The organism is Leucobacter luti (genome assembly GCF_050310065.1).
Classification (GTDB): domain Bacteria; phylum Actinomycetota; class Actinomycetes; order Actinomycetales; family Microbacteriaceae; genus Leucobacter; species Leucobacter luti_B.
This window is the reverse complement of record NZ_CP190007.1, coordinates 957698-984690: the sequence shown is the minus strand read 5'-3', so window position 1 is coordinate 984690 and position 26993 is coordinate 957698. Positions and strand designations below refer to the sequence as shown.

General features: G+C 70.0%; 25 protein-coding genes. 9 read left to right on the top strand and 16 right to left on the bottom strand.

Annotation, left to right across the window (positions count from 1 at the left end; genetic code table 11):
* Nucleotides 1-14: 14 nt before the first annotated feature.
* From infB to ACOPJ3_RS04465, 8 genes are all read right to left on the bottom strand, one after another.
* Nucleotides 15-2765 (bottom strand): translation initiation factor IF-2, encoded by a 2751-nt coding sequence (infB, locus tag ACOPJ3_RS04500; RefSeq protein ID WP_427870640.1) that lies wholly within the window; start codon nt 2763-2765, stop codon nt 15-17.
* Nucleotides 2766-2839: 74 nt separating this feature from the next.
* The gene (locus tag ACOPJ3_RS04495; RefSeq protein ID WP_427871171.1) at nt 2840-3097 is read right to left on the bottom strand and encodes a YlxR family protein; all 258 of its coding nucleotides are present in this window, start codon (nt 3095-3097) and stop codon (nt 2840-2842) included.
* Between the two features lie 123 nt (nt 3098-3220).
* On the bottom strand, nt 3221-4216 hold the full coding sequence (gene nusA, locus ACOPJ3_RS04490) for a transcription termination factor NusA (RefSeq protein ID WP_427870639.1): 996 nt from the start codon (nt 4214-4216) through the stop codon (nt 3221-3223).
* A gap of 72 nt (nt 4217-4288) precedes the next feature.
* Nucleotides 4289-5074, bottom strand: coding sequence for a hypothetical protein (locus ACOPJ3_RS04485; protein WP_427870638.1), 786 nt, complete (start codon nt 5072-5074; stop codon nt 4289-4291).
* Complete coding sequence (locus ACOPJ3_RS04480) at nt 5071-6933, bottom strand: alpha/beta hydrolase (RefSeq protein ID WP_427870637.1); 1863 nt, start codon at nt 6931-6933, stop codon at nt 5071-5073. The genes ACOPJ3_RS04485 and ACOPJ3_RS04480 overlap by 4 nt, the downstream gene beginning before the upstream one ends.
* On the bottom strand, nt 6930-7229 hold the full coding sequence (locus tag ACOPJ3_RS04475) for a hypothetical protein (RefSeq protein ID WP_427870636.1): 300 nt from the start codon (nt 7227-7229) through the stop codon (nt 6930-6932). The genes ACOPJ3_RS04480 and ACOPJ3_RS04475 overlap by 4 nt, the downstream gene beginning before the upstream one ends.
* 23 nt (nt 7230-7252) lie before the next feature.
* A complete protein-coding gene (locus ACOPJ3_RS04470; RefSeq protein WP_427870635.1) occupies nt 7253-7546 on the bottom strand; it encodes a WXG100 family type VII secretion target in 294 nt (97 codons plus the stop codon).
* A gap of 287 nt (nt 7547-7833) precedes the next feature.
* Complete coding sequence (locus ACOPJ3_RS04465; protein WP_427870634.1) at nt 7834-9606, bottom strand: proline--tRNA ligase; 1773 nt, start codon at nt 9604-9606, stop codon at nt 7834-7836.
* Between the two features lie 47 nt (nt 9607-9653).
* Here ACOPJ3_RS04465 and ACOPJ3_RS04460 point away from each other — a divergent pair, with 47 nt between their 5' ends.
* Nucleotides 9654-11165, top strand: coding sequence for a dolichyl-phosphate-mannose--protein mannosyltransferase (locus ACOPJ3_RS04460; RefSeq protein WP_427870633.1), 1512 nt, complete (start codon nt 9654-9656; stop codon nt 11163-11165).
* Between the two features lie 33 nt (nt 11166-11198).
* Here the strand turns inward: ACOPJ3_RS04460 and ACOPJ3_RS04455 are convergent, their stop codons facing one another.
* Both ACOPJ3_RS04455 and ACOPJ3_RS04450 read right to left on the bottom strand, forming a co-directional pair.
* Complete coding sequence (locus ACOPJ3_RS04455) at nt 11199-11867, bottom strand: LuxR C-terminal-related transcriptional regulator (RefSeq protein ID WP_427870632.1); 669 nt, start codon at nt 11865-11867, stop codon at nt 11199-11201.
* Nucleotide 11868: 1 nt separating this feature from the next.
* Nucleotides 11869-13206, bottom strand: a complete 1338-nt coding sequence (locus ACOPJ3_RS04450; protein WP_427870631.1) for a PspC domain-containing protein — start codon at nt 13204-13206, stop codon at nt 11869-11871.
* A gap of 113 nt (nt 13207-13319) precedes the next feature.
* Here ACOPJ3_RS04450 and ACOPJ3_RS04445 point away from each other — a divergent pair, with 113 nt between their 5' ends.
* Nucleotides 13320-14954: a PspC domain-containing protein gene (locus ACOPJ3_RS04445; RefSeq protein WP_427870630.1), complete on the top strand. Its 1635-nt coding sequence runs from the start codon at nt 13320-13322 to the stop codon at nt 14952-14954.
* Complete coding sequence (locus ACOPJ3_RS04440) at nt 14951-15319, top strand: hypothetical protein (protein WP_427870629.1); 369 nt, start codon at nt 14951-14953, stop codon at nt 15317-15319. Before ACOPJ3_RS04445 ends, ACOPJ3_RS04440 begins: the two co-directional genes overlap by 4 nt.
* Before the next feature lie 107 nt (nt 15320-15426).
* On the opposite strand, the gene ACOPJ3_RS04435 is transcribed toward ACOPJ3_RS04440, so the two are convergent.
* Nucleotides 15427-16938 carry a sensor histidine kinase gene (locus tag ACOPJ3_RS04435; RefSeq protein ID WP_427870628.1) on the bottom strand — a complete coding sequence of 504 codons (1512 nt, stop codon included), beginning with the start codon at nt 16936-16938 and terminating at the stop codon, nt 15427-15429.
* 218 nt (nt 16939-17156) lie between these two features.
* On the opposite strand from ACOPJ3_RS04435, the gene ACOPJ3_RS04430 reads away from it, so the two are divergent.
* Nucleotides 17157-17633 (top strand): Rv3235 family protein, encoded by a 477-nt coding sequence (locus ACOPJ3_RS04430; protein ID WP_427870627.1) that lies wholly within the window; start codon nt 17157-17159, stop codon nt 17631-17633.
* A 47-nt stretch (nt 17634-17680) separates the two neighbouring features.
* Here the strand turns inward: ACOPJ3_RS04430 and rlmB are convergent, their stop codons facing one another.
* The 3 genes from rlmB to phoU form a co-directional block, all read right to left on the bottom strand.
* On the bottom strand, nt 17681-18694 hold the full coding sequence (rlmB, locus tag ACOPJ3_RS04425; protein ID WP_427870626.1) for a 23S rRNA (guanosine(2251)-2'-O)-methyltransferase RlmB: 1014 nt from the start codon (nt 18692-18694) through the stop codon (nt 17681-17683).
* On the bottom strand, nt 18691-20130 hold the full coding sequence (cysS, locus tag ACOPJ3_RS04420) for a cysteine--tRNA ligase (RefSeq protein WP_427870625.1): 1440 nt from the start codon (nt 20128-20130) through the stop codon (nt 18691-18693). The genes rlmB and cysS overlap by 4 nt, the downstream gene beginning before the upstream one ends.
* Nucleotides 20131-20227: 97 nt before the next feature.
* A complete protein-coding gene (gene phoU / locus ACOPJ3_RS04415) occupies nt 20228-20869 on the bottom strand; it encodes a phosphate signaling complex protein PhoU (protein ID WP_427870624.1) in 642 nt (213 codons plus the stop codon).
* A gap of 138 nt (nt 20870-21007) precedes the next feature.
* On the opposite strand from phoU, the gene ACOPJ3_RS04410 reads away from it, so the two are divergent.
* Together ACOPJ3_RS04410 and ACOPJ3_RS04405 are read left to right on the top strand one after the other, a co-directional pair.
* Nucleotides 21008-22306: a sensor histidine kinase gene (locus ACOPJ3_RS04410; RefSeq protein WP_427870623.1), complete on the top strand. Its 1299-nt coding sequence runs from the start codon at nt 21008-21010 to the stop codon at nt 22304-22306.
* The gene (locus ACOPJ3_RS04405) at nt 22306-23001 is read left to right on the top strand and encodes a response regulator (protein WP_427870622.1); all 696 of its coding nucleotides are present in this window, start codon (nt 22306-22308) and stop codon (nt 22999-23001) included. Before ACOPJ3_RS04410 ends, ACOPJ3_RS04405 begins: the two co-directional genes overlap by 1 nt.
* A 138-nt stretch (nt 23002-23139) precedes the next feature.
* On the opposite strand, the gene ACOPJ3_RS04400 is transcribed toward ACOPJ3_RS04405, so the two are convergent.
* Nucleotides 23140-23721 carry a DNA modification methylase gene (locus ACOPJ3_RS04400; protein WP_427870621.1) on the bottom strand — a complete coding sequence of 194 codons (582 nt, stop codon included), beginning with the start codon at nt 23719-23721 and terminating at the stop codon, nt 23140-23142.
* Nucleotides 23722-23887: 166 nt separating this feature from the next.
* Here ACOPJ3_RS04400 and ACOPJ3_RS04395 point away from each other — a divergent pair, with 166 nt between their 5' ends.
* The 3 genes from ACOPJ3_RS04395 to ispF all read left to right on the top strand — a co-directional run bounded on the left by ACOPJ3_RS04395 (nt 23888) and on the right by ispF (nt 25769).
* Nucleotides 23888-24373 carry a CarD family transcriptional regulator gene (locus ACOPJ3_RS04395; RefSeq protein ID WP_427870620.1) on the top strand — a complete coding sequence of 162 codons (486 nt, stop codon included), beginning with the start codon at nt 23888-23890 and terminating at the stop codon, nt 24371-24373.
* A gap of 74 nt (nt 24374-24447) precedes the next feature.
* A complete protein-coding gene (gene ispD / locus ACOPJ3_RS04390; RefSeq protein WP_427870619.1) occupies nt 24448-25284 on the top strand; it encodes a 2-C-methyl-D-erythritol 4-phosphate cytidylyltransferase in 837 nt (278 codons plus the stop codon).
* The gene (gene ispF / locus ACOPJ3_RS04385) at nt 25281-25769 is read left to right on the top strand and encodes a 2-C-methyl-D-erythritol 2,4-cyclodiphosphate synthase (RefSeq protein WP_427870618.1); all 489 of its coding nucleotides are present in this window, start codon (nt 25281-25283) and stop codon (nt 25767-25769) included. Before ispD ends, ispF begins: the two co-directional genes overlap by 4 nt.
* Here ispF and purM read toward each other — a convergent pair.
* Nucleotides 25766-26875: a phosphoribosylformylglycinamidine cyclo-ligase gene (purM, locus tag ACOPJ3_RS04380; protein WP_427870617.1), complete on the bottom strand. Its 1110-nt coding sequence runs from the start codon at nt 26873-26875 to the stop codon at nt 25766-25768. The genes ispF and purM overlap by 4 nt on opposite strands.
* Nucleotides 26876-26993 lie beyond the last annotated feature (118 nt).

The following is a 26993-nucleotide window of genomic DNA, read 5'->3' as shown; positions in this document are numbered from 1 at the left end:
TCTCTGCCTATCCGCTAGTCGCGGGGCTTCTCGACCATCTCGGTCGTCTCGATCTCGTCACCGATCTGGATGTCGTTGAACTTGCCGAGGCCGATGCCACACTCGAAGTCGGTCTTGACTTCGGTGACGTCGTCCTTGAACCGGCGCAGCGACTCGATCGCGAGCCCGTCGGCGAGCACCACACCCTCGCGGATGACGCGCGCCTTGGCGTTGCGCGTGATCGTGCCGCTGCGGACGATGACACCGGCGATGTTGCCGAACTTGGAGGAACGGAACACCTCGCGGATCTCCGCCACACCCGACTGGACCTCCTCGTACTCGGGCTTGAGCATGCCCTTGAGCGAGTTCTCGATGTCGTCGAGCGCGTTGTAGATGACGTTGTAGAAGCGGATGTCGATTCCCTCGCGGGCGGCGCGCTCGCGCGCCTTGACATCGGGGCGCACGTTGAAGCCGATGACGATCGCGTTGTCGATCGTCGCGAGATCCACGTCGCTCTCCGTGATCGCGCCGACGCCGCGGTGCAGGATCCGGAGCTGGACCGAGTCGTCGACCTCGATCTTCATCAGCGACTCCTCGAGCGCCTCAACGGCACCCGACACGTCACCCTTGATGATGAGGTTGAGCGACTCGACCTTGCCATCCTCGAGCGCCTTCGTGAACTCCTCCAGGCTGATGCGCTTGCGAGCCTTGGCGAGCTGAGCGTTGCGCTCCGCCGCCTCGCGCTTCTCGGCGATCTGGCGGGCCGTGCGGTCCTCGGTGGTGACGATGAAGTTGTCGCCCGCGCGCGGAACGCTCGAGAGACCCTGCACCTGCACCGGACGCGAGGGCAGCGCCTCGGCGACCGCATCACCGTTCTCGTCGCTCATCGCACGCACGCGGCCATAGGCCGTGCCCGCGACGATCGCGTCACCGACGCGGAGCGTACCCGACTGGATGAGCACGGTCGCGACCGAGCCGCGACCCTTGTCGAGCTTCGCCTCGATGGCGACGCCACGAGCCTCCTTGTCGGGGTTCGCACGCAGGTCCAGACCCGCGTCCGCCGTGAGGAGCACCGCGTCGAGCAGATCGTTGATGCCGATGTTGTTCTTCGCGGAGACGTCGACAAACATGACGTCGCCGCCCCACTCCTCGGCGACCAGGCCGAACTCGGTGAGCTGCTGACGCACCTTCTCCGGGTTCGCGCCCTCCTTGTCGATCTTGTTGACCGCGACCACGATCGGCACGTTCGCCGACTGCGCGTGGTTCAGCGCCTCAATCGTCTGCGGCATGATGCCGTCGTCGGCCGCGACCACGAGGATCGCGATGTCGGTCACCTGCGCACCACGGGCACGCATCGCGGTGAACGCCTCGTGACCCGGGGTATCGATGAAGGTCAGCGCGCGCTCGACGCCGTCGTGCTCGGTGTGCACCTGGTACGCACCGATGTGCTGCGTGATGCCACCGGCCTCGCCGCCGCCCACGTTCGCCTGGCGGATCGCGTCGAGCAGCCGGGTCTTACCGTGGTCGACGTGGCCCATGACCGTGACGACGGGCGGACGGGCCTGGAGCACGTCGTCGCCCTCTGCCTCGAGCTCGGCATCGATGTCGATGTCGAAGCCCTCGAGCAGCTCGCGGTCCTCGTCCTCCGGCGAAACGACCTGGATCTTGTAGCCCAGCTCCTCGCCGAGGATCTCGAACGTCGCCTCGTCGAGCGACTCCGTCGCCGTCGCCATTTCACCGAGGTGGAACAGGATGGTGACGAGGTTCGAAGCGCTCGTGTTGATCTTGTCCGCGAAGTCGGAGAGCGATGCGCCGCGGCGCAGACGGATCGGGGTTGAGCCGTTTCCGCGGGGTACGCTCACGCCGCCGAGCGACGGGGCCTCCCGCATCTCGAACTCTTGCCGCTTCGCCCGCTTCGACTTGCGCGCCTTGCTCTTGGAGCCGCCGCGGCCGAACGCGCCGGCCGTGCCAGCGCCGCGGCCACCGCGGCCACGGCCCGCGAAGCCGCCACCGGGGCGGGGACCGAAGCCAGTGCCCGCTCCGCCTGCGCCACCGCCGGGGCCGCCGCCGGGACGGTTGAAGCCGCCGCCACCACCCGGACGACCGCCGCCACCCGGACGACCGGGGCCGCCGGGACGACCTGCGCCTGCGCCTGCGCCCTGGGGGCGCGGAGCGGGCCGCGGGATGTTGCCGGGGTTCGGGCGGTTGCCGCCACGCCCCATGCCCTGGTTCGGGGCGAACGGGTTGTTGCCCGGGCGAGGGGGACGGGGAATGCCCATGCCCTGGCTCGAGGCGAACGGGTTGTTGCCCGGGCGGGGCCCGGAGGGCTTGGGGGCGCCGGGCTTCGGCGCGCCGGGCTTGCTGCCTGGCTTCGCCTGATCCGCGGGCTTGCCTGCCGCTGGCTTCGCGGCGGGAGCACCGGGCTTCGCGCCGGCGGGCTTCGCCGCGGGAGCACCGGGCTTCGACGCGGCCGGCTTCGCCGGCGCGGGCTTCGAGTCGGCGGCGGGCTTCTGCTCCGCCTGCGCGGGCTCTGCTGCCTTCGGCGCTGCCGGCTTGGGCCCGGGCTTCGGGCCGGGCTTCGAGCCCGCTGCCTTCGGGGCGGAATCGCCCTGCGCCTTGGCCACGCCCTCGGACTCGAGGGCCGCCTTGACCTTGCGCGCCACCGGGGGCGCGACGCTGGACGAGGACGCCTTGACGAACTCGCCCATTTCCTTCAGCTTGGCCAGGACGACCTTGCTATCGACACCGATCTCCGCAGCGATCTCGTGTACGCGTGGGTTTGCCACTTTTCTCCTGTCTGGGTTCACGCCAGACAGGCGAGAACCATAATTATCGGACGGGCCTCATCGTGAGCCGCTCATTAGATGTCCATGAGTAATTTCAGCCTGTTCTCTAGGGGGCTGGTATCGGGCTTCCCCGATACCTTCAGTGCGCGCAGAAATGCTCTGCGCGACACCGCAAGATCCAGACAGCGAGCCGTGGGATGAACCCAGGCTCCCCGCCCCGGAAGAATCGCGCGATCATCGACAACAAGCCGGTCTCCGTGCAACACGATCCGAAGCAGATCTGCGCGCGAGGCACGTGTGCGACACGCAACACAGGTCCGAACCGCATCCATCCTACCAGCTTCCGCCTTCCTGTTCCTCTTCAGGGGAATCCTCACAGCCGGATTCCCGGGAGGCGGGCTGGCGCGCTGCGCTTCCCGCGTCCCGGGCCGGCCGGGTGTGTCAGTCGTTCGCGATCAATCGTTCATGATCGAGTCGGGCTGAATGTCGATCTTTGCGCCGGTGAGTTTCGCCGCGAGGCGCGCGTTCTGGCCCTCCTTGCCGATCGCGAGGGAGAGCTGGAAGTCCGGCACGAGGGCCCGCACCTGCTTGAGCGAGGCGTTGAGCATGAAAACGTCGGTCACCTTCGCCGGCGAGAGCGCGTTCGCCACAAACGTCGGCAGCTCGGGCGAGTAATCGACGATGTCGATCTTCTCCTCGCCCAGCTCGCTCATGACGGCGCGGACGCGGCTTCCCATCTCGCCGATGCAGGTGCCCTTGGCGTTGATTCCGGCCTGCTTCGCGCGGACGGCGACCTTGGTGCGGTGGCCGGCCTCGCGCGCGAGCGACACGATTTCGACGAGTCCTTCGGCGAGCTCGGGCACCTCCCGCTCGAAGAGCTTACGGACGAGGCCCGGGTGGGTGCGCGAGACCACGACCTGCGGGCCCTTCGTGCCCTTCGAGACGCTCGTCACGTAGACGCGCATGCGCGTGCCGTGGGCGTACTTCTCGCCGGGTACCTGCTCTTCGGGGGGCAGGATCGCCTCGAGTTCGCCGAGGTCGACGTGCACCATGCGGGGGTTCGGGCCCTGCTGCACGACGCCGGAGACGATTTGGCCCTCCTTGTCCTTGAAGGTGCCGAGCACGGCGTCGTCGGTCAGGTCGCGCAGGCGCTGGTTGATGACCTGCTTCGCGGCGCTGGAGGCGACGCGGCCGAACTCGTCGGTCGTGATGTAGGCCTCGCCGATCACGCGGCCCTCGTCGTCGACCTCGGGCACGAGCACGGAGATCTCGCCGGACTTCCGGTCGAGCGTGACGCGGACCTCGTCCTCCTTGGGCACCGGGATGTTCTGGTTCTCTGCGTGGCGCAGGTAGGCAGACTGGATCGCCTGCTCAATGATTTCCACCAGTTCGTCGAAGGGGATCTCCTTCTCGCGCTCAATCTGTCGCAGCGTGACGAGCTCGATCTTCACAGCGGGCCTCCTCGGGTATTGAGATGTCTATTCAGCTATGCATCCGCACACGGATGAAGCGTTGAGTCTACCTCAGTCGGCTCGACTCGGCCCCAGCTCCTGGTGCTGGAGGCGCGGGCCAACCGCCTGCGCGCCGTCCTCGTCGGGCGGGGTCCCCGGCAGAAACACGATGGGGTCCTCCCAATCGGGGAAGCGCATGTAGACGCCGGGCCGTGAGTGCTCGACCGCGAGCTGTTCGTCCGGCAGCCTGCCGACGATGTCGCGCAGCAGGCGAGGCGCATCGCCCCAGTAGGTCTCGCTCATGATTTCCACGAGCAGGCCCCCGTCAGGAAACATCTCGCACCGCAGGCGAACCCCCTCCCCGGTGTCGATGTGCAGCGTGTGGAGTGACCGGCCGTCGCCCTCAGCGTCGCTGCGCCATCCCTCGGCCTCCGCGAGTTCCAGCACCGGCCCGAGACTGCGGCGCTGCACCGGCGCTTCGGCCGGGATCCCGGCCGGGAGCATCCGCTGCATCATGAGGAAGTAGCTGTTCTCCTCCGTCATTTCCGGGAACGCGTATGCGTTCCGGCCACCGATCGGCCCCACCCCTTTCTGCCCCCACTCCCACTCGACGTCCTTCCCTGAGAGCGCGAGCTGCACGTCGCGGAGGATTTCGCGCATGCGCTCGTCGCGCTGCCGCACGAGCTCGAACTGCTCGCGGAGTGGCCGCCCGAGCGCCTCACCCCGGGGCATCCCACCCGCGTCCACCTCAGCCGTGGCGGGACCGGAGCAGGCGTTGAGGAGGAGGGCCGCGATCGCCGCGACGGCGATCGCGAGGGTGCCGGCGGTGATGGCGCGGCGATCCCGCGCCCGAATCATCGCGGCACCCCATCCAGGAGAATGCCACCCATGGCGGCTGCGGAGCGCGTGCCCTGGGTGAGGTATCCGGTCTTACCGCCCCAGTTGAGCGGGCTCGGCGCGACGCCCTCCGTGTGCATGTCGTGCGACGATACACGCAGGAAGCCGTCACCGCCCTCGGCAGAGAGCACGGTCACCCCCTCAAGTCGTCTCGGATCGATCGGGTGAGATCCGAGGCGCCCGAACCCGGCGGTCTGATCCCCCGGGGCGTGCGTGGCAAAGACCCGGTCCGCGTGCAGCGCGCCGGGCGCGACCCCCGTGGGGAACCCCGCTGAGCCGTAGGTGACGAACGCGTCGACGCGGGATCCGGAGTGCTGAAGCGCGACTGCGGCGGTCGTGGAACCGTAGGAGTGCGCGAATACGCTGAGTCGCTCGATCGGCGGTTCTCCCGGCCCACGGCTTGCGCGCAGGCCGTCGAGAAACGCGGCAAGCTCCCGCCCGCCCGCCTCCGCTCTCGCCATGCCGTTCACCTCCGTCGCGTCGGGCGCGCGGTAGCCGATCCACGTGACGGTCGCGACCCCCGATGCTCCCGGGTGCGCCTGCGCCGCACGAAAGAGCGCGGCCCCGCCCCCCGCGTCGGAGCCGATGCTCGACGCGCCGGAGTTCATTCCTGAGACGTTGACCCCGACGCGCGTCGCGCGATCGAGGTCGCCGAAGACGATTGCGGCAGTAAGCGCGCCGTCGTGGTTGCCGAGGCCGACGAGCTGGACCGGCGGCCGCCCTTTCAGGAGGCGCGCCTCGTCGTGCGCGGCGCGCCAGGCTTCGTGGACCCGCAGGGCGTCAGCGCGGAGCTCTGCGACACCGATTCCGCTGCCGACGAATCCCAGCTCACCGTGCACGGCAGCCGGTGAGGAGATCGCCAGGTGCAGCAGTTCGAGCGATGCCGCCTCGCGCGCCCACGCGGGCAGCGCGGTGGCGCGCGCGATCGCGACCATTTGCCGCACCGGGAGCGTCGCGACGTCGGCCGCCCCCAGTCCGAGCTGCCTCCACGCCTGCGCGCGCCCGGCCGCCGACAACGCTCCGGGCCCGAGCACGGCGTTCAGCCCCGCGGGCGCCGCGCGCCGAGAAGCTGGTCCTCGTCCGTGGTGAGTGCCCGTCAGGGCGAACGCCAGGAACGGGGCGGCGCCCGCAGCCGCCGTCTCCGCCGCACCGAGCAGCCTGCCGAGCGAGGTCACGGCGAGGGCCGAGAGCACCCTGCGTTCCGCCTCCGCACGGACCTCCTGCAGCCGCCGCCACTCGGCAGCATCGGCGGCGAGCCCGTCCAACGCCCGCTGCCAGGCCACGGCTGCGAGCGCCCAAGCGGCCTCCCAGCGGGCAGCCATGGCGCCTCCCATTCCCTCGGACCCCCAACTGCCGGCACCCGGCGCGGGCAGTCGGGCCTGCGGCGCCTCTCGCCAGGTGCTGGGGCCGGTGACCCCGATCGCGTCCGCCATCGCGCACACGCGCGATGCCGTCGCGCCGATCGTCCGGAGTCGCCCGTCTGCCCGCAGCAGAATCCCGCGCCCGCGTCTGCCCCAGCCTTCGGCAGCTTCGGCGAAGACCCGGACCGCGCGCTCCGCCTCGCCGACGCTTCCCGACACCAGTGCGGCCCCCGGCAGCAGGTCCGAATCGAGCCCCCGCCCGATCCGCTCGACCGCGCGCCCGCTCAGCCCGCTCAGCGTGCGGAGCGCGAACTGGACCTGCCAGGTGTAATCGAGCAGGTGGCCGCCCACCGAGCGGAGGTGATCGGCCCAGGCTGCCGCTTCGGCGGGGTCGCCCTGCAGCGGAGAGGGAGGCGGGAAGTCGCCGGTACTTTCGGCTGAGGCGGGCGGCCAGATCACCGCTGGCCGCCGCGGCTGCCGCCACCGAGTGCTGCCGCAGCACGCGCATCCAGCTCCGAGCTCTCCCCCGCCAGGTCGAGCAGCGCCGAGCGGCCGGTGTGTGCCCCGGCTGCGAGCGCGCGCAGCGCGATCCCGAGCCCATTCAGGTAGTCCGCAACTCCGGAGCCCAGTGCGGCGCCACCCAGCAGCGGCCCTGGTCTCGGCGGATTCCCGCAGTGCCCGAGCGCGGAAGCCGCGTCCCCGAGCGCCGCTCCCACCGCGAGCAGTTCTTGGTCTTCCCAGCGCAGTCGGTCCACCACATGCATCCCTCACGCCGAGCTCATGCGATCCGCGCGGCGATCTGCGCGTCCATGTCACGCATCGCGTTCGCCGTCTGCAGCAGGAAGTCCTGGATCTCCGCGAGCCTCGCGATCACGGTGTTCGCGCTCGCCGTGTACTCCAGAAACGCGGAACTGAACCTCCCCGAGGCCTGGTCCGTTACGAAGCCGCCCGAGACGAGGGCTTCGATCTGCGAACGCAGCGAGCTGAGCTGATCCGTGATCTCGTCCCGACCGACCCCCAGCCGGGCAGCAGACTCCTCCATTTCGGCATAGGAGATCCTGATGTTTGCCATGTTTCGCTCCTTCGATCCGCGCGAAGCGCCCCCACGGTTCGCGATCCTGTCGGTGAATGCGACGGGAACCCGCCGACGCCTCGAAGCTATGTCGCGCGGCCGAGCCCTGGGGCCGCGCGGCCCAAAGTGTGGATTACTCGGGCGGCGCCCCGGCGATCCGGCCTCCTGTGAGCGAGCATCCTCGCCAGCGTCCCTCGCGGTCAGCGGCACCCGGCCAGAACGAGAAAACGGGGCGCCGCCCGAAGGCGGCACCCCGTTCACAGACGCTCAGGACGCGATCGACCGCGTCAGCGCCGCACCCCGAACAGCTCGGGAACGTCGACAATCGCGACCTTCTCCTTCGTGCCAGCGGCGCGGTCCCACACCTCGGCGAAGCCCTCGGCGGCGTCGCGACCGATCACGACGACCTTGGGCACCCCGAGGAGCTCGGCGTCACCGAACTTCACGCCGGGAGACACCTTCGGACGGTCGTCGAAGATGACCTCGACACCTGCCTCGTCAAGCGTCGACGCCAGGAGGCCGGCGATCTCGTAGACCGCCTCGTCCTTGCCGGTCGCAACGACGTGCACGTCGAACGGCGCGATCGCCGCGGGCCAGATCAGCCCCCGATCGTCGTGGTGCAGCTCGGCGAGGATGGCCATGATCCGGGTCACGCCGATCCCGTAGGAGCCCATCGTCACCGTCACAAGCTTGCCGTTCTCGTCGAGCACCTTGAGCCCGAGCGCCTCGGCATACTTGCGACCAAGCTGGAAGACGTGGCCGATCTCCATGCCGCGGGCGGTCTCGATCGGGCCCGATCCGTCGGGCGCCGGATCCCCATCGCGCACCGAAGCAATGTCGGCGATGCCGTCACCGACGAAGTCGCGACCGGCGACGAGGTGCGCGACGTGCTTCTCGTCGATGTTCGCCCCGGTCACCCACTCGGTGCCCGCGACGACTCGCGGGTCGAGGAGGTACCGGATCCCGGTCGATCCCGCCTCGCCCAGCACGACCTCATCGCCCTTCACCGGGCCGATGTAGCCCTTGACCAGGCCGGGATGCTTTGCGAAGTCGGCGGCCGTCGCGGCCTCGACCTCGAAGCCACCGAACGCGACCTCGGCGCGCTTCATGTCGGCGTCGCGGTCGCCGGGGATGCCAACGACGACGATCTCGCGCTCCCCCGCGGGCGACGTAATGGCGAGCACGACGTTCTTGAGCGTGTCGGCTGCCTCCCATGAGCGGCCGTCCGCACGGGGCAGCGTGGCGTTCGCGTGCGCCACGAGCGTCTCGATCGTGGGGGTGTCGGGAGAGTCGAACACGACGGCCTCGGGCAGCCCCTCGATCGGGAGCGCCTCGGGGATCGGGGTCTGGTAGGCCTCGACGTTCGCGGCGTACCCGCCAGCGGAGCGCACGAAGGTGTCCTCGCCGATCGCGGTGGGCAGCAGGAACTCCTCACTGCGCGAGCCGCCCATGGCGCCGGCATCCGCCGACACGATGACGTACTCGAGACCGAGCCGCGTGAAGATCCGCTCGTAGGCGTCGCGCTGCTTCTCGTAGCTCTCCGCGAGCCCCGCATCAGTCGCGTCGAAGGAGTAGGCGTCCTTCATCGTGAACTCGCGACCGCGCAGCAGCCCGGCGCGCGGCCTGGCCTCGTCGCGGTACTTGTCCTGGATCTGGAACAGCGACAGCGGAAGATCCTTGTACGACGACACGATGTCCTTCACCATCAGGGTGAAGGCCTCCTCGTGCGTGGGCGCGAGGAGGTAGTCGGCGCCGTGGCGATCCTGCAGCCGGAAGAGCGCGTCGCCGTACTCATCCCAGCGGCCGGTGGCCTCGTAGGGCTCGCGCGGCAGCAGCGCGGGGAAGTGCACCTCGTGGGCACCGGCGGCCTGCATCTCCTCGCGGATGATCTGCTCGAGCTTGCCCTTGACCTTGAGACCGAGCGGCATCCAGCCGAACACTCCCGGCGCCTGTCGGCGAATATATCCCGCCCGGACCAGCAGCTTGTGGCTGGCGACCTCGGCGTCTGCGGGATCCTCACGGAGGGTCTTCAGGAAGTAGTTGCTGAGCCGTGTAATCACCCCACTATCGTAGCCTCCTCCGCAGCAGGCCTCGGTAGCCTGGGATCATGCTCGCGAGCAGGCACCTGCGCTGGATCGGGCCGACCCTCGTGCTCGGCATCGCCGTGCTGCTCCGTTTCTGGGCGCTCGACCGCCCGAACACGCTCGTGTTCGACGAGCTCTTCTACGTGCGCGACGCGATCAGCCAGCTCGCGCACGGATTCCCGACGACCTGGCCTGACGACGAGCCGTCACTGGCGGGCGAGCGCGCCTCGGCCTTCTCCGCGATCGCATCGCAGGCGGTGCACCCGCCCCTCGGCAAGTGGCTGATTGGGCTCGGGATCCTGGTGTTCGGACCCGACAACGGCTGGGGCTGGCGCAGCGCCTCGGCGCTGTGTGGGGTGCTCACGGTAGGGATCGTGATGCGCCTCGGCTGGCTCCTCTCGCGAAGCATGATCATTGCCTGCTTCGCCGGCCTCATCCTGGCGCTCGATGGCGTCCATGTCACTCTCTCCCGAGTGAGCATCCTCGACGGCTTCCTCGCGTTCTTCGTCGCGCTCGGGGCGCTGCTCGTGTGGAAGGATCTCGAGTGGACTGCGGAGCGCGCCGTGGCCGAGCCGGTGAGCGACCGGATCCCGATCCTGTGGGGCCGCCCTTGGCTGTTCGTCGCAGGGGCCGTCTTCGGCTTGGCGGCCGCCGTCAAGTGGTCGGGTCTGTATCCGCTCGCAGCCTTCCTGATCCTCGTGACCGCCGCCGACCTGGCCCGCAGACTCCGGGTGGGTGAGCGCCTCGCGGCGCTCCGGGCGCTCGCGCAGGCCTGCGTCGCGGGCGCCGTCGCGCTGCCCGCCGCCGCCATCGCCTACCTCGCCTCGTGGACCGGCTGGATCGTCTCCCCCGGCGCGTGGGGCAGGTCGGACAGCGACTCCTGGTTCACGCAGCTGCTCGCGTATCACTCGAGCATGTTCACCTGGCACAGCACGCTGAGCGCGCCCCACCCGTATCAGGCGAGCCCGTTCGGCTGGCCTCTCGGGCTCAGGCCGACCGGCATGTACGAGGCGCGGTGGTCTGAGGGGTGCCCCTGGTCCGCGTGTATCTCGGCGGTGTCTCCGTTCCCGAACCTGCTCATCACCTGGGGCGGTCTCCTCGCGCTCATCGCGTTGGCCTGGCTCGCCGCGCGCGCGGCGTCGCTCAGGCGGCGGGATCCCGTCGTGCTCGTCGCCTCGTTCCTCGCGGTCGGCTTCCTGTCGGGCTGGCTGCCGTGGGTCCTCACCGTCTCCCGCTCCGCGGTCTTCCAGTTCTACGCGGTCGTGCTCACCCCGTTCACGGCGCTCGCGCTCGCGATCGCGCTCGGCATGCTGTGCGGGATCCGGATCGCGCCGCGGCTCGGGATCCAGGACTCGGCCTCGACTGCGTCGCTTCGGCCCGTCGACTCCGACACCCTGCTCGGCCGGCGTGCGGCCGTCGGCCTGTTCCTCGCCTTCGCGCTTGCACTCTCCATCTGGTTCTTCCCGGTGTGGTCGGGTGCGCCCGTCGCGGAGTGGTTCTGGCGCATGCACCTGTGGCTGCCCGGGTGGGACTGAGCCGGGTTGCAGCCCGGCCGGGTCTCCCGCCTGCTAGAGGAGCCTTCGCGAGAGTGCCCAGGCCGTCAGCTCGTGCCGGTTGGAGAGCTGGAGCTTGCGCAGCACCTTCGAGACGTGGGTCTCGACCGTCTTGACCGAGAGGAACAGCTCCGCGGCGACCTCCTTGTAGGCGTAGCCGCGGGCGATCATCCGCATGACCTCCTGCTCGCGCTCGGTGAGGCGGTCGAGCTCGTCGTCGTCGCCCGCGGTTTCTCCGCTGCCCGTGCCGAACGCGTCGAGCACGAAGCCCGCGAGGCGGGGCGAGAACACGGCATCGCCGGAGTGCACGCTCGCGACGGCCGCCGTCACCTCGGCTCCCGAGCTGGCCTTGGTGAGGTAGCCCCTGGCGCCCGCGCGAATCACGCTCACCACGTCGTCCGCGGCGTCGGAGACGCTGAGGGCGAGGAACCGCGTGACGCCCGGGTCGCTGCGACCCGACACGCGCCGGATCACCTCGGCGCCTCCGCCCCCGTCCCCGCCTGGCAGGTGGACATCGAGGAGGACGACCTCAGGCCGCTCCCGCAGGATCGTCTCGACGGCCTCGTCGACGGTCGCGGCCTCGCCCACCACCTCGAGCTCCGGGCCGAGCTCGGCCCGGAGTCCGGTCCTGAAGATCTGGTGGTCGTCCACGATCACGACGCTGATCGTCTTTCCCTCAGTCATGTCATCCGCTCCCCTCGGGTCCAGCCGACGCCGGCACCGACGCAATACTGAGCCGGACTGAGGTGCCGCCGCCCGGTCCAGGCACAATTCTGGCGCTGCCGCCCGCACGCTCCATTCTGCCGAGGATTGACTCCCGGACCCCCATCCGACCCTCCTCGATGCGGTCGAGGACGAGGCCGGGGCCGCGATCGGTCACGTCGATCGCGCACTTTTCTCCCGCGATCTCGATGTAGACGGTGACGGTGCCGCCCGCGTGCCGAGCCGCGTTGAGCATCGCCTCCTTCGCGGCGGCCACGATCGGCTCAGGCACCTGCTCGCGCTCGCCCCCACCCACGGAGATCACGTCAAATCGCACCTCGTGCTGCTCCTCGAGTGCCGCGGCGTGGGCCCTGAGCTCGGTCGCCACCGCCTCGCGCGGCGGCGCAGCCGCGCCGTCCGCAGTGCGGAACAGCCAGTCACGCAGCTCACGCTCCTGGCCCCTCGCGATGCGCGCGACCTCGCTTCCCGGGTCCGAGCGCTGCTGGATGAGCGCGAGGGTTTGGAGCACCGAGTCGTGCAGGTGCGCAGCGATGTCGGAGCGCTCGGCCTCCCTCGCGCGCGCGGCCCGCTCCGCCATCAGCTCGCGGTTCAGCCGCAGCAGCCAGGGCGCGATCGCAAGGGCGACGCCCGCGAGCACCGCGACCGCGGCCGACACCACGGTCCAGGCGTTCGGCTCGTCCGAGGTGATGAAGAACATGAGCACGCCGACCGCCACGAGCGCGAGCGCGCCCAGCACGCGGGGCAGCGGGTTGCGCTCGGGGCGCCCGCGATCTGCGATCTGCCACCAGGTCAGGGCGACCCCGACGAGCACCGCGAGCGTCGGCAGGATCACCTCGAGGTTGAGGTGCAGGCCGAGACGATCCAGCACGAGCGCGAGCCCGACCAGAAGCAGCACTGCACCGAGGAGGAGCTCGGCGACGGGCCACCTGCGCGGTTGACGTGGGGCCGGGATCCCGGGCGGATCCGGGTCTCCGCCCGCGGCACGGGCCGCATCCCCCGCGAACGCCGAGGGCGGACCCTGCGCGGTGGCAAGATCCGGATCCCGATCCGGATCCCGATCCGGATTCGCAGGTCGCGTAAGCGCCTCCCTGAGATGCAGGACCGGCGCCGTCTCGCCCTCTCGCGGCACCAGCATCCACAACCACGCATACAGCATGGCCCCCGCACCGCCCAGCAGTGTCAGCGCAAGCATGCCGATCCTGACCGACGTGACCGGGATGCCGAGATGCGCCGAAAGCCCAGCACAGACGCCGGCGAGCGAGTTCTCCTCGCGGGGGCGTACGAGCGGCGGCCGGGTCATGCCTCAATCAAAGCAGCAACCACCGACATCGGGGTCGACGGACGCCACATCTCAGGGGCGAATGAGGGGAAACCCCGATAGCCCGGCGTGGCGCTGAAAGCCACACTGGAAGCATGAACGAACAGTCTCCCCCTCAGGAATCCCCCGCCCACGGCGGCGACGGATTCTTCGCATGGATCCGGGGCCTCGGCATCATCCGCAGCTCGGATCGCTGGTTCGCGGGCGTGGCAGGCGGGATCGCGGCGCGCGCCGGAATCGACCCGCTCATCGTCCGCGGGCTCTTCGTCGTGCTCGCACTTCTCGGCGGGCCAGGCATTCTGCTCTACATCGCCGGCTGGCTCCTCCTGCCAGACGCCTCCGGCAGGATCCACGTGCAGGAGGTCCTCAGGGGGCGAGCGGAGACCGGGGTCGTCGTCGCGACTGTGATCGGGGCAATCGTCCTGGTCGGCGCGATTCTGACCCCGGTCACCCTCGGGTTCTCGGGGCCACGCTTGGGCCTGCCCTGGTTCGGCGATTGGCCCGGCGGGCTCTTCGCCCTGCTCGGCTTCCCGACCTGGCTCTCCTCCACGCTCACCTGGCTGTTCTGGGTCGCCGTCGTCGTTGCGGGGTTCATCGTCGTGCGCCGCGCGATCATTCGCCGCGGCCGCGAGCGGGGCGCAGGCAGCACGGCTGCCGACCCGAACCCTGTGGACGAGCCGGCGACGGGCGCCGCGACCACGGCGAGCTACGCGGCGGATCGGCCGCAATCGCAGCCGCAGCCTGGACCGATGCCGCAGCCGCAGCCTGACGCGCCGCCGCACCCTCCGAGCTGCGCCGAGCAAGCGGACGACTGGGGCCGCCGCGCCGGCGAGAAGGCCAGCGAATGGGGCGCCGACGCGGGGCGGAAGGCCGACGAGTGGAGCGCACGCTACGCGGAGCACCACGACGCGCGCAGGCTCGGTGCCGCGCACGTCATCCTGACCCTCGCAGGCGCGCTGCTTGCGGCGGCCGCCGGCGCGGCCTGGGCGCTCGGCCCCGGCGGCACTGATCCCGCGCTCCCAGCGCTGCTCGCGGCCGTCGCCGCGCTCGCCGTGTCCCTCATCATCGTTGGGATCCGGGGCAAGAACAGTGGCTGGATCGGGTTCCTCTCGGCGTGCGGTGTGATTGCGATCGCGGTCACGGCGGTCTTCCCGTGGGGCTCGTCCTACCGGCTCTTCGGCAATGTGAGCACGACGGACACGAGCACGCCAGGAATCGTCATGGTCGCGGGGAACATCTCGCTCGACCTGCGCGACCTCGACACTCCCCGGATCGGGGAGAACGCCGAGGGCACCTCAGTCTGGCAGTTCGCGGGCAACGTGCGGATCACCCTGCCGGAGGAGCATCCCACCGTGGTGCAGGTGCGGATCCTCGCGGGTCGTGTCGGCGAGCGGGTTTCTGGGCCGTTCATCTCGGAGACGTTCTCGAACCTTCCCCGGGGTGCGAGCGAGAAGGAGAAGTCGGGCGCCACGCGGATCACCATCTTTCAGTTCGCGGGCAACACGACCGTGCGGACGGCCGATCCCGAATCATCCGGCCGGTCGAGCACGGATTCACTCGAGCGCCAGAGCTCCGAGGCCCAACTCAGTGACGCGAAAGAGGAACTCGAGCGCGTCCAATGGCAGCTGACCGAGCCGGGCATCGATTCGGCCGACCGGAAGGACCTGCGCTCCGAACGGGATGACCTCCGCGACGAGATCGCACAGCTGGAAAAGGAGCTCGCACGATGAACACGACGCCGCTCACACCGGACCCCGCAGAACCGAGGCCCGCAGCTCCGGATCCGGGGCTCACTCCCCCGGACGCACCCACGACGCCGCTTCCCGGTGCCGCGGAGACACCGGCACCTCGGCCGCCTGCGCCCGACGAGCACGCTCGGGAATCCGAGGTCAGCGACCGCACCGGGCCGCGGACGAGCCCCATCGTCTGGGGCGCGCTGATCCTCGCGTTCTGCGCGTTCATCGCGCAGTTGCGCTTCAGCGGGTCGACCCTCGACGCCAACACCTGGCTGATCCTCACGACGATCGGGCTCGGCGTGCTGCTCCTCGTCGTGGGCGCCGTGGTCCTGATCCGGAACCGCTCGCCGCGCCCCTGACCCACCTTGCCGGTTCTGCCCCACCCGAGCCATTTATCAGGGAGAAACCGCACATCGAGCGCAGAACCGGCAAGGCACAGCCAGAACGAACCCCGCGGCCGCGCGGCTCAGGGCTGGATGCGGGGGATCTCGCGTGTCTGGGCCGAGATCCAGTGCAGCGGGATCTGAACGGCCACGCGGGTGCCCCCGCGTTCGTCCGGCCCCCAGGTGATGCTGCCGCCGAGCTCGCCCTCGATGAGCGTGCGCACGATCTGCGTGCCGAGCCCGTCGCCCACGGTGCCGCCGGGGAGCCCCGTGCCCGTGTCGATGACCTCTACGCTCAGTCGCTCATCGGTGCGGTCGGCGCGGATGAAGACCTCGCCCTCCCGCCCCGCAAGCCCGTGCTCGACGGCGTTCGTCACGATCTCCGTGAGCGCGAGCGCGAGCGGCGTCGCGTACTCCGAGGGCAGCTCGCCGAACTCGCCCTCCTTGCGCGGGTGCACGGTCGTGCTGTGGAGGCTCGCGACCTCGGCCGCGAGCCCGAGCACGCGGTCGAATACCACGTCGAAGTCGACGATCTGCGACAGCCCGGTCGAGAGCGTGTCGTGCACGACCGCGATCGCTGCCACGCGGCGCATCGCCTGCCCGAGCACCTGCTTCGCCTCTTCGCTGCGCGCGCGGCGAGCCTGCACGCGCAGGAGGGAGGCGACCGTCTGCAGGTTGTTCTTCACACGGTGGTGGATCTCGCGGATCGTCGCGTCCTTGGTAATGAGCTCCTGGGCCTGCTGCCTGAGCTCGGTGACGTCGCGCGTGAGCACGATCCCGCCGACCCGCGCGCCGTCGCGCACGACCGGGATCGAGCGGAGGGCGACCGTGCGGCCGCGCGCGTCGATCTCGGTACGCTTCGCGATCTTGCCCTGCGCGACGAGCGGAAGCGACTCGTCGGTGTCGAACTGCCCCTTCACGACCTCGGCGATGACCTCGGCGAAGTTCTCGCCCTCGATCTCGTCGCGGTAGCCCAGCGAGTTGAAGATGCTCTGCGTGTTGGGGCTCGCGAACGTCGCGATCCCGTCGAGGTTGATCCGGACCAGCCCGTCCGAGGCGCGCGGCGATCCCTGCTCACCGCCGCGACCGTTGCTCGGCGAGGGGAAGAGCCCGCACTGGATCATGGAGAGCAGGTCGACGGCGACCTCGCGGAACGCCGCGCCCATGCGCGACGCGTTCTGCGTGTCGGCGATGCTCGTGTGCACCGTGACGACCGCGAACGGCCCCCGCAGTTCGCCGTTCGCCTCGCACTTGCTCACCGAGAACGCCGAGAGCCGCATCGGGTTCTCCTCGTACCAGGCGGGCGAGGTCGACACGGCCGGCTGCCCCGTCGCCATGGCCTCGTCGACGAGCTCGCGCCAGTCCGGGCGCAGATACTCCCCGATCACGTCACGGTAGAAGAGCGTGACTGAGCCAGCGGGTCGGGCGTGCGCGACCGCGAGGTAGCCGCCCTCATCGGTCGGCACCCACAGCACGACGTCGCTCAGCGCGAGGTCCGCGATCAGCTGCCAGTCGAGGGCGAGCAGCTCGAGCCACTCGATCTCCTCTTCGTCGAGGGATGAGTATTTCGTCGCGAGGTTCCGCAGAGTTGCCACCCGTCAAGCCTAGGGCACTCCGGTGAGGCGAGCGGCCCAAACCGTCGCCCGGGTCACCTCAGACGCCTTGTGCGAGCACGCACTGGGTGCAGGCGCCACTTGACCCGGCAGAGTGTTTGCTTTCTAAATTGAAAACGGAAACCATTTCCCGCGGGACGATCCGCGGGCACGCCGGGGGGATCGGGCCGGAGTGCCCGGTTTCTCGAAGGGAACCCGCAGTGTCGCCAGCCTCCCTCCCCGCTCCCAGCAGTATTCTCGACGACCTCGAGGAGGAGCGCGACGACGGCCGCTTCACTCCGCGCCGGGATCTCCGCGTTGTCTCCGACGCTGGGCCGCGTCGGGCGGAGCCGAAGTTGCCGCCGCTCCTCGACACCCAGACCATCCGCTGTCTGGCGCTCGCGGCCTTCGAGGTGCTCGAGGGCGTGCGGGCCGTGGCCCAGCTCGGCGCCTGGATCACGCCGCCCGTCGCCGAGGTGCTTTCCGAGCGCCGGGCGCTCCGCACCGAGCGTCGTTCGATCCTGCACGACGATCGGCGCGTCGTCGCGCAGCCCGGCCCGGTGCACGCGCAGATGCCGCGGCCCGGCATCATCGAGGCGACGGTGATCCTGCACGCGAAGCCGCGCGCAGTGGCCGTGTCGATCCGGTTCGAGCACTCGGGCGGGCGCTGGCGCGCGACCGAGCTGGTCGTCTTGTAGTCCGCGGGAACGGCTCGGGATCAGGACCGCTCCCGCGGGTCCGCAGACTACTCGCCGCGCTCGGCGCGCAGCTTTGACACCTCATAGAGCGCGACGCTTGCCGCGATGCCCGCGTTCAGCGACTCGGTCGCGGTGTGGATCGGGATCGACACGATCGCGTCGCAGTGCTCCGTGACGAGACGGGACAGGCCCTTGCCCTCGCTCCCGATCACGAGCACGAGCGGCCGGTCGGCGAGTTCGAGGCCTGGGAGCTCCTGGTCGCCGCCCCCGTCGAGGCCGATCACGAAGACGCCCTGCTTCTTCAGCTCCTTGAGCGTCTGGGTCAGGTTCGAGGCCATCGCGACGGGGATGCGCGCTGCGGCGCCAGCCGACGTCTTCCACGCAGCCGAGTTGAGCGCGGCCGAGCGGCGCTGCGGCACGATGACGCCCTGCCCGCCGAAGGCGGCCACCGAGCGGATGATCGCGCCGAGGTTGCGCGGATCCGTGACGCCGTCGAGGGCCACGAACAGCGGGGTCTGGTCGCGGTCGATCACCTCGTCGAGCATCTCGAGCGGGTGCGCGTACTCCATGGGCGGCACCTTGAGCACGATGCCCTGGTGCACGGTGTCCCGATCCGTCATGCGGTCGAGCTCGGGGCGCATGACCTCGAGCACCGCGATGCCGCGATTCGTCGCGAGACGCAGGATCTCGCGTACCCGGTCGTCCATCTCGATCTTTGCCGCGATGTAGAGCACGGTCGCGGGGATCTTCGCGCGCAGCGCCTCGAGCACCGCGTTCCGCCCGGTCACGAGCTCGTGCTCGTCCTGCTTCTTCCCCTTCTGCCCGCCGCGGGCGCCGCCGCGCTCGGGGGCGCGCCCCGTGCGGGCGGCGTGGCGATCCTTGGCCGCCTGGTAGCGCTCGCGCGCGGCCTTGGCCTTCGCCGCGGGGTGGTACTCGCGGTCCTCCGCGCGCGGCGTCGGTCCGCGGCCCTCGAGCGCCTGGCGGCCCTGGCCGCCCGATCCGACGGCCTTGCCGAGGCCCTTCTTGCGCACCGCTCCGGTGCGGTTCTTCTTGTTCGTCATGTCAGGCTCCAGCGGGTTCCATTCGGGGTGTCTTCAAGTGCGATCCCTGCGCCGAGCAGACGGTCGCGGATCGCGTCGCTCGTGGCGAAGTCCTTGGCCGCGCGCGCCTCTGCTCGCTCGGCCGCGAGTGCCGAGACGAGTGCGTCGAGCGCCGACTCCGCTGCCTCGGATCCGCTTCCGGATCCGGCTCCCGACCACTCCTCGGAGCGCGGGTTGATGCCGAGCACGTCGAGCATCGCGAGCGTCGCGCGGGCGAGGCGCAGGGCCTCCGGGGCATCCCCGGAGTCGAGCGCCGAGTTGCCGGCCCGGACGGTGCTGTGCAGGACGGCGAGGGCCTGCGGGACCGAGAAGTCATCGTACATGGCTTCTGCGAACGCCGCTGGCAGGTCGTCGCCGACGACGGAATCGCCCCCGGACTCGCTAGCCTCGATGGCACGATCGAGGAAGCCCTCGATGCGTTCGAAGGCGGCCCCCGCCTCGGCCAGGGAGGACTCCGAAAACTCGAGCACGGAGCGGTAGTGCGCTGAGCCGAGGAAGTAGCGGAGCACGATGGGCCGCGCCGCCGCGAGCAGGTCCGCGGCAAACAGCGAGTTGCCGAGCGACTTCGACATCTTCTGGCCACCCGTGTTCACGAGGCCGTTGTGGATCCAGTGCCTCGCGAAGGGCTGGCCGGCCGCCTGCGACTGCGCGAGCTCGTTCTCGTGGTGCGGGAAGCGCAGATCAAGCCCGCCGCCGTGGATGTCGAACTCCTCGCCAAGGTAGCGCGTCGCCATCGCGGAGCACTCGATGTGCCAGCCGGGCCGTCCCCGGCCCCACGGCGAGTCCCATGAGGCCGACGCTGGCTCTGAGTCGCGGTACGCCTTCCAGAGCGCGAAGTCACGCGGGTCCTTCTTGCCGACCGGCTCGGAGTCCGCGGCGTCCTCCATCTGCTCACGGCTCTGCCTCGTGAGCGCGCCATATGCCGGCCAGCTGGCCGTGTCGAAGTAGACGCTCGCGGAGCCATCGGCAGCGGGGTAGGCATGCCCGCGGGCGATCAGCCGCTCGATGAGCGCGATCATCTCCGCGACGTTTGCCGTGGCGCGCGGCTCGTAGTCGGGCGCCTGCACGCGGAGCGCGTCGTAGGCCGCGGTGAACTCACGCTCCACGCGGTACGCGAGCCCCCACCACTCCTCCGAGGAGCCCTGCTCGCTGGCGATCCGGGCGTTCTCGAGGATCTTGTCGTCGATGTCGGTCACGTTGCGGATCAGCGTGACCTCGTTTCCGCTCGCCTCAAACCAGCGCCGCATCTGGTCATAGACGAGCGCGCTCCGCAGGTGTCCGATGTGCGGCGCCGACTGCACCGTCGGACCGCAGACGTAGAGGCCGACCTTCCCCGCGACGAGCGGTTCGAAGTCGACGACGGCCTGGATGCGGGAGTCGTAGAGGCGTTGTTTCACGGGTCCAGCCTAGCGGCGGAGGGGCGCCGGCACCTCACGGGCCGACGCCCCTCCGGGTGTCATGATTCGAGCGAGCCCGCGAGCGGGCCCGATCGGCTCAGTCGGTTGAGCCGTGCAGGAAGAACTGCATCTGCTTCGCGACGCTCACCGCGTGATCGCCGAAGCGCTCGTGGTAGCGGCTCGCGAGCGTCGCGTCGACGACCCCGGTCGGGTTGTCAGTGAGCTTGTCGCTCAGCACCTTCTCGAACACCTTGGCGTGCAGCTCGTCGAGGTCGTCGTCGAGATCCCGCACCTCCTCGATCACCGCGGGATCCTGCTCACGGAGCAGCTCCACGATCTTGGCGGCCATCTCGACGTCGAGTGCTCCCATGCGCACGAACGTCTTCTTCAGACCCTTCGGGATCGCGCTCTCCGGGTAGCGGTACCGCGCGAGCTGCGCGATGTGCTGGGCCAGGTCTGCCATGCGCTCGAGCGAAGCGCTCATCCGGAGCGCCCCCACCATGAGACGCAGGTCAGAGGCGACCGGCTGCTGCCTCGCGAGGATGTCGAACGTCTGCTGATCGAGATCCGCGGCGAGCACCTCGATCTCGTCCGCGCCGTCAATGACCTGCTCGGCGAGAGCGACATCCGAGTTACCGAACGCGGTCGTCGCGTTCTCAATTGCATCCTCGACGAGCTCTGCAATCTTGACCAAGCCGTCCTGCACCTCGCGCAGTGACTGCTGAAAGACCTCACGCATTCGGTTCCTTTCCTTCCGTCTGCGCCCACGCGCACCCTCATCAGTCTGTTCTGCGGTGGTGAACCGTGACGCACGAGCAGGTGAACAACAGTTGAACTCTACCGTTCGTTCAGTTTGCCCGCGCCTACGATGAGAACCATGGATCCGACCTTGATCGTGCTCGCCTCGACAGCCCTTGGCGCGCTGATCGGCGCAGGCATCACGCTCGCCATCGTGACGGCCAGGCGGGCGGGCATCCGGCGGTCCGCCGAGATGCGGCCAGAGCTCCCCGAGGTGGCCACGGCGATCCTCGACGAAGTGGACACCTTTGCCGTCGTACTCGACGCGGCGCTTGCCCCCGTGTACGCAAACCCGGTGGCCAGGCAGGAGCGGCACCTGACCGACGAGGAGCTCACCGATCCGGAGTTCCTGCAGCGGGTGCGGCAGGTCATGTCGACGGGGATCCCGGACACCCACGAGCCGGATCCCGGCGACCCGACGGACACCGTCCGGATCCACATCGTGCGCCTGCAGCGCCGTTTCGTCGTGATCCTCGCGGAGGATCTCGGCGAGGAGCAGCGCGTGAACGCGATGCGTCGCGACTTCATCGCGAACGTGAGTCACGAGCTCAAGACCCCGATCGCCGCGATCGGCCTGCTCGCTGAGGCCGTGCAGCACGCGGCGGACGAGCCGCCGGTCGTGCGCGACTTCTCCAAGAGCCTCGTGAAGGAGGCACGCCGGCTCGGCGAGCTCTCCCGCGACATCATCCAGCTCTCCGAGGCGCAGTCCTCGCTCCGCCCCGAGGACCGCGAGCGCGTCTCGCTGCGGGATCTCGTGCGCGGCGAGGTGGAGTCGCACCGCTCGTACGCAGCGCAGCACGGCGTCGAACTCGTCATCACCGACGATGATGCCCAGCACCGCGAGGCCATCGTGTACGGCAGGCCGACTTCCCTGGGCGCGGCGATCGCGAACCTCCTGAGCAACGCGATCCGGCACTCCGAGGAGGGCCAGCGCGTCGGTGTCGGAATGACGTTCGAACGGAAGCAGTTCCTCGTCACGGTCACCGACCAGGGCGAGGGAATCCCCGCGGAGCATCTTCCCCGGATCTTCGAGCGCTTCTACCGCGTGGATGGCGCGCGCACCCGCGGCGAGGGCGGCACGGGCCTCGGCCTGAGCATCGCCCGGCACACGATGCGCGCGCACGGCGGCGATGTCGACGTGTGGTCGCAGATCGGCGTCGGGTCGAGCTTCACGCTCACCTTCCCGCTCGTCGAGGCCCAGTCCGCGCAAAAGCCGTCCAAGCGCGCGAAGAAGCTGAAGCGTTCGGCCGAGAAATCGCTCGCAAAGGCCGCCTCGCGGGCGAGCGCCGCCGGCGCACCCGGCACGATCTCCCCTGAACCCCGACACGACACCCCACGCCCGCACGCGGGCTCCGAATCACCGAAGGGAACCAGCTAGTGGCACAGCACATCCTGCTCGTCGAGGACGAGGAGTCGATTTCCCGGCCCCTCTCGTTCCTGCTCGAACGCGAGGGATACCGGGTCACGGTCGTGGACGACGGGGCCGCCGCCGTCACGGCCTTCCAGTCCGGCCAGCCCGACCTGATCCTGCTCGATCTCATGCTGCCGGGGTTGCCCGGCACCGAAGTCTGCCGCACGATCAGGCAGACCTCGCAAGTCCCCATCATCATGCTGACCGCGAAGGACAGCGAGATCGACATCGTCGTGGGCCTCGAACTCGGCGCCGATGACTACATCACGAAGCCGTACTCCACGCGCGAGCTGCTCGCTCGCGTGCGCGCCGCGCTCCGTCGCTCCGGCGCTGTGGAGGAGGAGCGGGCCGACGACCAGGACGTCATGGTGCTCGACGAGCAGGGCATCCGGCTCGACTCCGAGCGGCACTCGGTCGAGGTGCGCGGCGAGGAGATCGCGATGCCGCTGCGCGAGTTCGAGCTGCTCGAGATGCTCATGCGGCACTCCGGCCGCGTGCTCACGCGCGGCCAGCTGATCGACCGCGTTTGGGGCAGCAACTACTACGGCGACACGAAGACCCTCGACGTGCACATTAAGCGCATCCGCGCCCGCATCGAGGAGGAGCCCTCGAAGCCGCAGCTCATCTCGACCGTGCGCGGCGTCGGCTACCGCTTCGGGTAGTCGGATCCGGATCCGGATCCGGCTCCGAATCCGGGCCGCGTCAGGCGCGCACCGAGCAACGAACAACGAGCAACGCCCCCGCCAGTCGTCCGACTGCGGGGGCGTTGCTCGTTGCGCTGGCGACTGCCGCGGGAAGCCTTACTGCTGCTGGTCGTCGTTGATCGTCGACTCGGCGGCCTTCTCGTCCTCGGCGCCCGTCTTGAGCTCGGTCTTGGTCTCATCGGCCTGCTGCGAGAAGCTGGCGGGGAGCACGTAGTCCTCGTACTCGGGGAGCGTTCCATCGAGCACGGTGACGCGGGCCTCGGACTCGGAGGCGCCGCTCACCTGGAAGTTCGCGGTGACCGTCGAGCCGGGCTTCAGGTTCGGGATCGTGACGAGCACGGGAGCCTCGTCACCCTCCGGGTTGCCGAAGAGCGTGTTGCCCTCGGGGATCGTGAAGTTTGCGCTCGCGCGGTTCGACCCCTCGCCGGAGAACTCGATCGTGACGTCCTGGTCCTCACCGCTCGTGTTCACCGCACCGAACACCACGTTGAAGTTCTCACCGGTCTTATCCGCGATGAGCATGACGTTGCGCAGCTTGACGTCGCCGACGTTGACATCGATGCCGTCGCTCGGTGCGTACGCCTGGAGCGTACTCTGCGGTGCGATCAGGCCGCAACCGGTCGCGCCGAGCGCGATGGCCGCTGCGAGAGCTACAGACGAGGCGATCCGAATCTTCAAAGTGTTCCTCCGAGCCGAGTTTCGATTCGATGACCTGCGCCGAGTGACTCGGGCACAGTTCGTAGCCATCATATCCGTCAGCACAGCGAACACGCAGCTTAGGCAAGCCTAACTCGGGATCGCAGGGTGTGGTATTCTAGTGGTTGGACTGTAAAGGAGTCACTCCATGCAATTTGAGGTCGGAGAGACCGTCGTCTACCCCCACCACGGCGCCGCAAAGATCATTGAAGTCAAGAAGCGCAAGCTCGGCGGCGAGGAGAAACTCTTCCTCAAACTCCAGGTGAACCAGGGCGACCTCACGATCGAGGTGCCCGCTGAGAACTGCGACCTGGTGGGTGTCCGCGACGTGATCGACAAGGAGGGCCTCGAGCAGGTCTTCGAGGTGCTTCGCGCCCCCTTCACGGAGGAGCCGACGAACTGGTCACGCCGCTACAAGGCGAACCTCGAGAAGCTCGCCTCCGGCGACGTCATCAAGGTCTCCGAGGTCGTGCGCGACCTGTGGCGCCGCGACCAGGAGGTGCGCTCACTCTCCGCAGGCGAGAAGCGCATGCTCGCAAAGGCGCGCCAGATCCTCGTCTCGGAGCTCGCGCTCGCCGAGAAGACGGACGAGGAGCAGGCCTCCGAGGTGCTCGACCAGGTGCTCGCCTCCTAGTCACCCCGCTTGACAGCGCCCCGCGCACTCCGTGCCGGGGCGCTGTCGCGTACCCGGGGCGGTACGCTGAGCGTATGAGCGGATCCGAATCACCGAGGGCTGCCTCGGCCGAACAGGCGCCGCCGCGGGCGCGTCCGGAGATCGGCGTGATCCTGGTCGCCGCCGGCCGCGGCGAGCGGCTCGGGGCTGGGATCCCGAAGGGCTTCGTCGAGGTCGGCGGGCAGACACTGCTCGAGCGGGGCGTGCGCACGATCGCGGCGCTCCCCCACGCCGGGCATCTCGTGGTCGTGGTGCCGGACGATTGGGCCGGGCGCGCGCTCGAGCTCGTCGACGAGGCGCTCCCCGCCGGCACGCTGTGGGAGACCTCGGTCGTTCACGGCGGGCGCGAGCGGCACGAGTCGGTGCGGTTCGGGATCGAGGCGCTGCCCGCGGAGGTCGGGATCGTGCTCGTGCACGACGCGGCGCGGCCGCTCGCTGGCGCGCCGCTCTTCGAGCGGGTGCTCGCGGAGGTCAGGCGGACCGGGGACTCGGTCGTGCCAGCGCTGCCCGTCGCCGACACGCTGAAGCGCGTGGACGGGGACGGGATCGTGCACGAGACCGTCGACCGCTCCGCGCTCGTCGCGGTGCAGACGCCCCAGGGGTTCCGGCGCGAGGCGCTCGAGTCGGCCCACGCGACGGCCGCCCTGCACGCGGAGCACGGATCCGGGGCCGCCGGTGCCGGATCCGGATCCGGGGCCGGATCCTCCGGCGTCCCGACCGACGACGCCGAGGTGATGCAGCGGGCGGGCGGGCGCGTGCGCACGGTCGCCGGCGAGATGCGCGCCCACAAGCTCACGACGGCGGCCGATCACGCGCTCCTCGAGGCGCTCGCCGCGCAGGACACGCAGGACGAGAAGGGCGGCCGCGCATGATTCGCGTCGGGACCGGGTTCGATGTGCACCAGTACGACGAGTCGGCGCCGCTCCGGCTCGCCGGAATCGACTGGCCAGGCGAGCCAGGGCTCGCGGGTCACAGCGACGGCGACGCCGTGTGCCACGCGGTGGTCGACGCGCTGCTCTCCGCCGCGGGGCTCGGCGACATCGGCGGGCTCGTCGGCGTCGACCAGGACGAGACGGCGGGCGCCGCGAGCACTGGCTTCGTGCGTCAGGCGCTCGCGAAGATCGCGGCGGCCGGCTGGGGGCCCGTGAACGTGTCGGTGCAGATCGTCGGCAACCGACCGCGATTCGCCGCGCGCCGGGAGGAGGCGCAGCGGGTGATGTCGGAGCTCGTCGGCGCGCCGGTCTCGCTCGCGGCGACCACGACCGACCACCTCGGCTTCACGGGCCGGGGCGAGGGCCTAGCCGTCATAGCCACCGCCCTCCTTGCCGGTACGGACGGCGCGGGGCCGGTCGGCTAGGAAGCGTAGGCGCCCACGAGGCGGACGGCGCCGCCGTCGACGCCCTTCGCACCCTGCTCGAAGCCCGCGAAGTCGCGCGCGGCGGTCGAAATCTCGCCGGCGACCCACGTCTCGAGGCCCTGCGCGGTGAGCGCGGCGGCGACCTGCGGCGCCCGCGCCCCATCGACGACCGCGAACATCCCGATCCCGAGGTTCCACGCCGACTCGAGGCTCTCGAGCGTGTGCCCGCCGAGCTCCGCGAGGTGCCGGAACACGGGAAGCGGCGACCAGCTCGCCCGCTCCACCTCGACCCAGGCCCCCTGCGGCAGCACGCGCGCCAGGTTCGCGGCGATCCCGCCGCCCGTGACGTGGCTGAGCGCGTGAATCGCGCCGTCGAGCGCCGGATCCTCGAGCACCCGGAGGAGCGGCGAGGTGTACAGCGCGGTCGGCTCGAGCAGCGCCTCGCCGTAGCTCGCGCCGAGCTCCGCGCTGTGCTGCCCGTAGCCGATCCCCCGCTCGGAGAGAATGTGGCGCACGAGCGAGAAGCCGTTCGAGTGCAGGCCGGATGCCGCCATCGCGAGCACGACGTCGCCGTCGCGCACGAGCTCGGGGCTCAGCATCTTGTCCGCCTCGACGACGCCCGTCGCAGCCCCCGCGACGTCGTAGTCGTCGGGCCCGAGGAGGCCGGGGTGCTCGGCCGTCTCGCCGCCGACGAGCGCCGTGCCCGTCGCCTCGCACGCCTCGGCGATCCCGCGCACGATGTCGGCGATGCGCTGCGGCACGACCTTGCCGCACGCGATGTAGTCGGTCATGAACAGGGGCTTCGCGCCCACGACGACGATGTCGTCGACGACCATCGCGACGAGGTCCTGGCCGATCGTGTCGTGCTTGTCGATCGCCTGCGCGATCGCGACCTTCGTGCCGACGCCGTCGGTCGAGCTCGCGAGCAGCGGGCGCTTGTAGCCCGTCAGCGCGGAGGCGTCGAAGAGCCCGGCGAATCCGCCGACTCCCCCGATCACCTCGGGACCGTGCGTGCGGGAGACCGCCGACTTCATCAGTTCGACGGCAAGATCACCCGCCTCGGTGTCGACACCGGACTGGGCATAGATCGACGCGTTCTCGCTCACCCCTCAAGCGTACCCTGCCAACGCGGGGCGCCGGATCCCTGCGCGGCCGCCTGATCCCGCGCAGATTCCGGATCCCGAGCCTGATCCGGATCCGGAGCGAACCAGCCCCGGAGGCACC

Bases quoted from the DNA above. Each gene is read 5' to 3' on its own strand.
- ACOPJ3_RS04495 (WP_427871171.1), bottom strand. From the start codon at position 3,097: ATGGATGCGGTTCGGACCTGTGTTGCGTGTCGCACACGTGCCTCGCGC.
- ACOPJ3_RS04485 (WP_427870638.1), bottom strand. From the start codon at position 5,074: ATGATTCGGGCGCGGGATCGCCGCGCCATCACCGCCGGCACCCTCGCG.
- ACOPJ3_RS04470 (WP_427870635.1), bottom strand. From the start codon at position 7,546: ATGGCAAACATCAGGATCTCCTATGCCGAAATGGAGGAGTCTGCTGCC.
- ACOPJ3_RS04460 (WP_427870633.1), top strand. From the start codon at position 9,654: ATGCTCGCGAGCAGGCACCTGCGCTGGATCGGGCCGACCCTCGTGCTC.
- ACOPJ3_RS04455 (WP_427870632.1), bottom strand. From the start codon at position 11,867: ATGACTGAGGGAAAGACGATCAGCGTCGTGATCGTGGACGACCACCAG.
- ACOPJ3_RS04450 (WP_427870631.1), bottom strand. From the start codon at position 13,206: ATGACCCGGCCGCCGCTCGTACGCCCCCGCGAGGAGAACTCGCTCGCC.
- ACOPJ3_RS04445 (WP_427870630.1), top strand. From the start codon at position 13,320: ATGAACGAACAGTCTCCCCCTCAGGAATCCCCCGCCCACGGCGGCGAC.
- ACOPJ3_RS04440 (WP_427870629.1), top strand. From the start codon at position 14,951: ATGAACACGACGCCGCTCACACCGGACCCCGCAGAACCGAGGCCCGCA.
- rlmB (WP_427870626.1), bottom strand. From the start codon at position 18,694: ATGACGAACAAGAAGAACCGCACCGGAGCGGTGCGCAAGAAGGGCCTC.
- phoU (WP_427870624.1), bottom strand. From the start codon at position 20,869: ATGCGTGAGGTCTTTCAGCAGTCACTGCGCGAGGTGCAGGACGGCTTG.
- ACOPJ3_RS04410 (WP_427870623.1), top strand. From the start codon at position 21,008: ATGGATCCGACCTTGATCGTGCTCGCCTCGACAGCCCTTGGCGCGCTG.
- ACOPJ3_RS04395 (WP_427870620.1), top strand. From the start codon at position 23,888: ATGCAATTTGAGGTCGGAGAGACCGTCGTCTACCCCCACCACGGCGCC.
- ispD (WP_427870619.1), top strand. From the start codon at position 24,448: ATGAGCGGATCCGAATCACCGAGGGCTGCCTCGGCCGAACAGGCGCCG.
- ispF (WP_427870618.1), top strand. From the start codon at position 25,281: ATGATTCGCGTCGGGACCGGGTTCGATGTGCACCAGTACGACGAGTCG.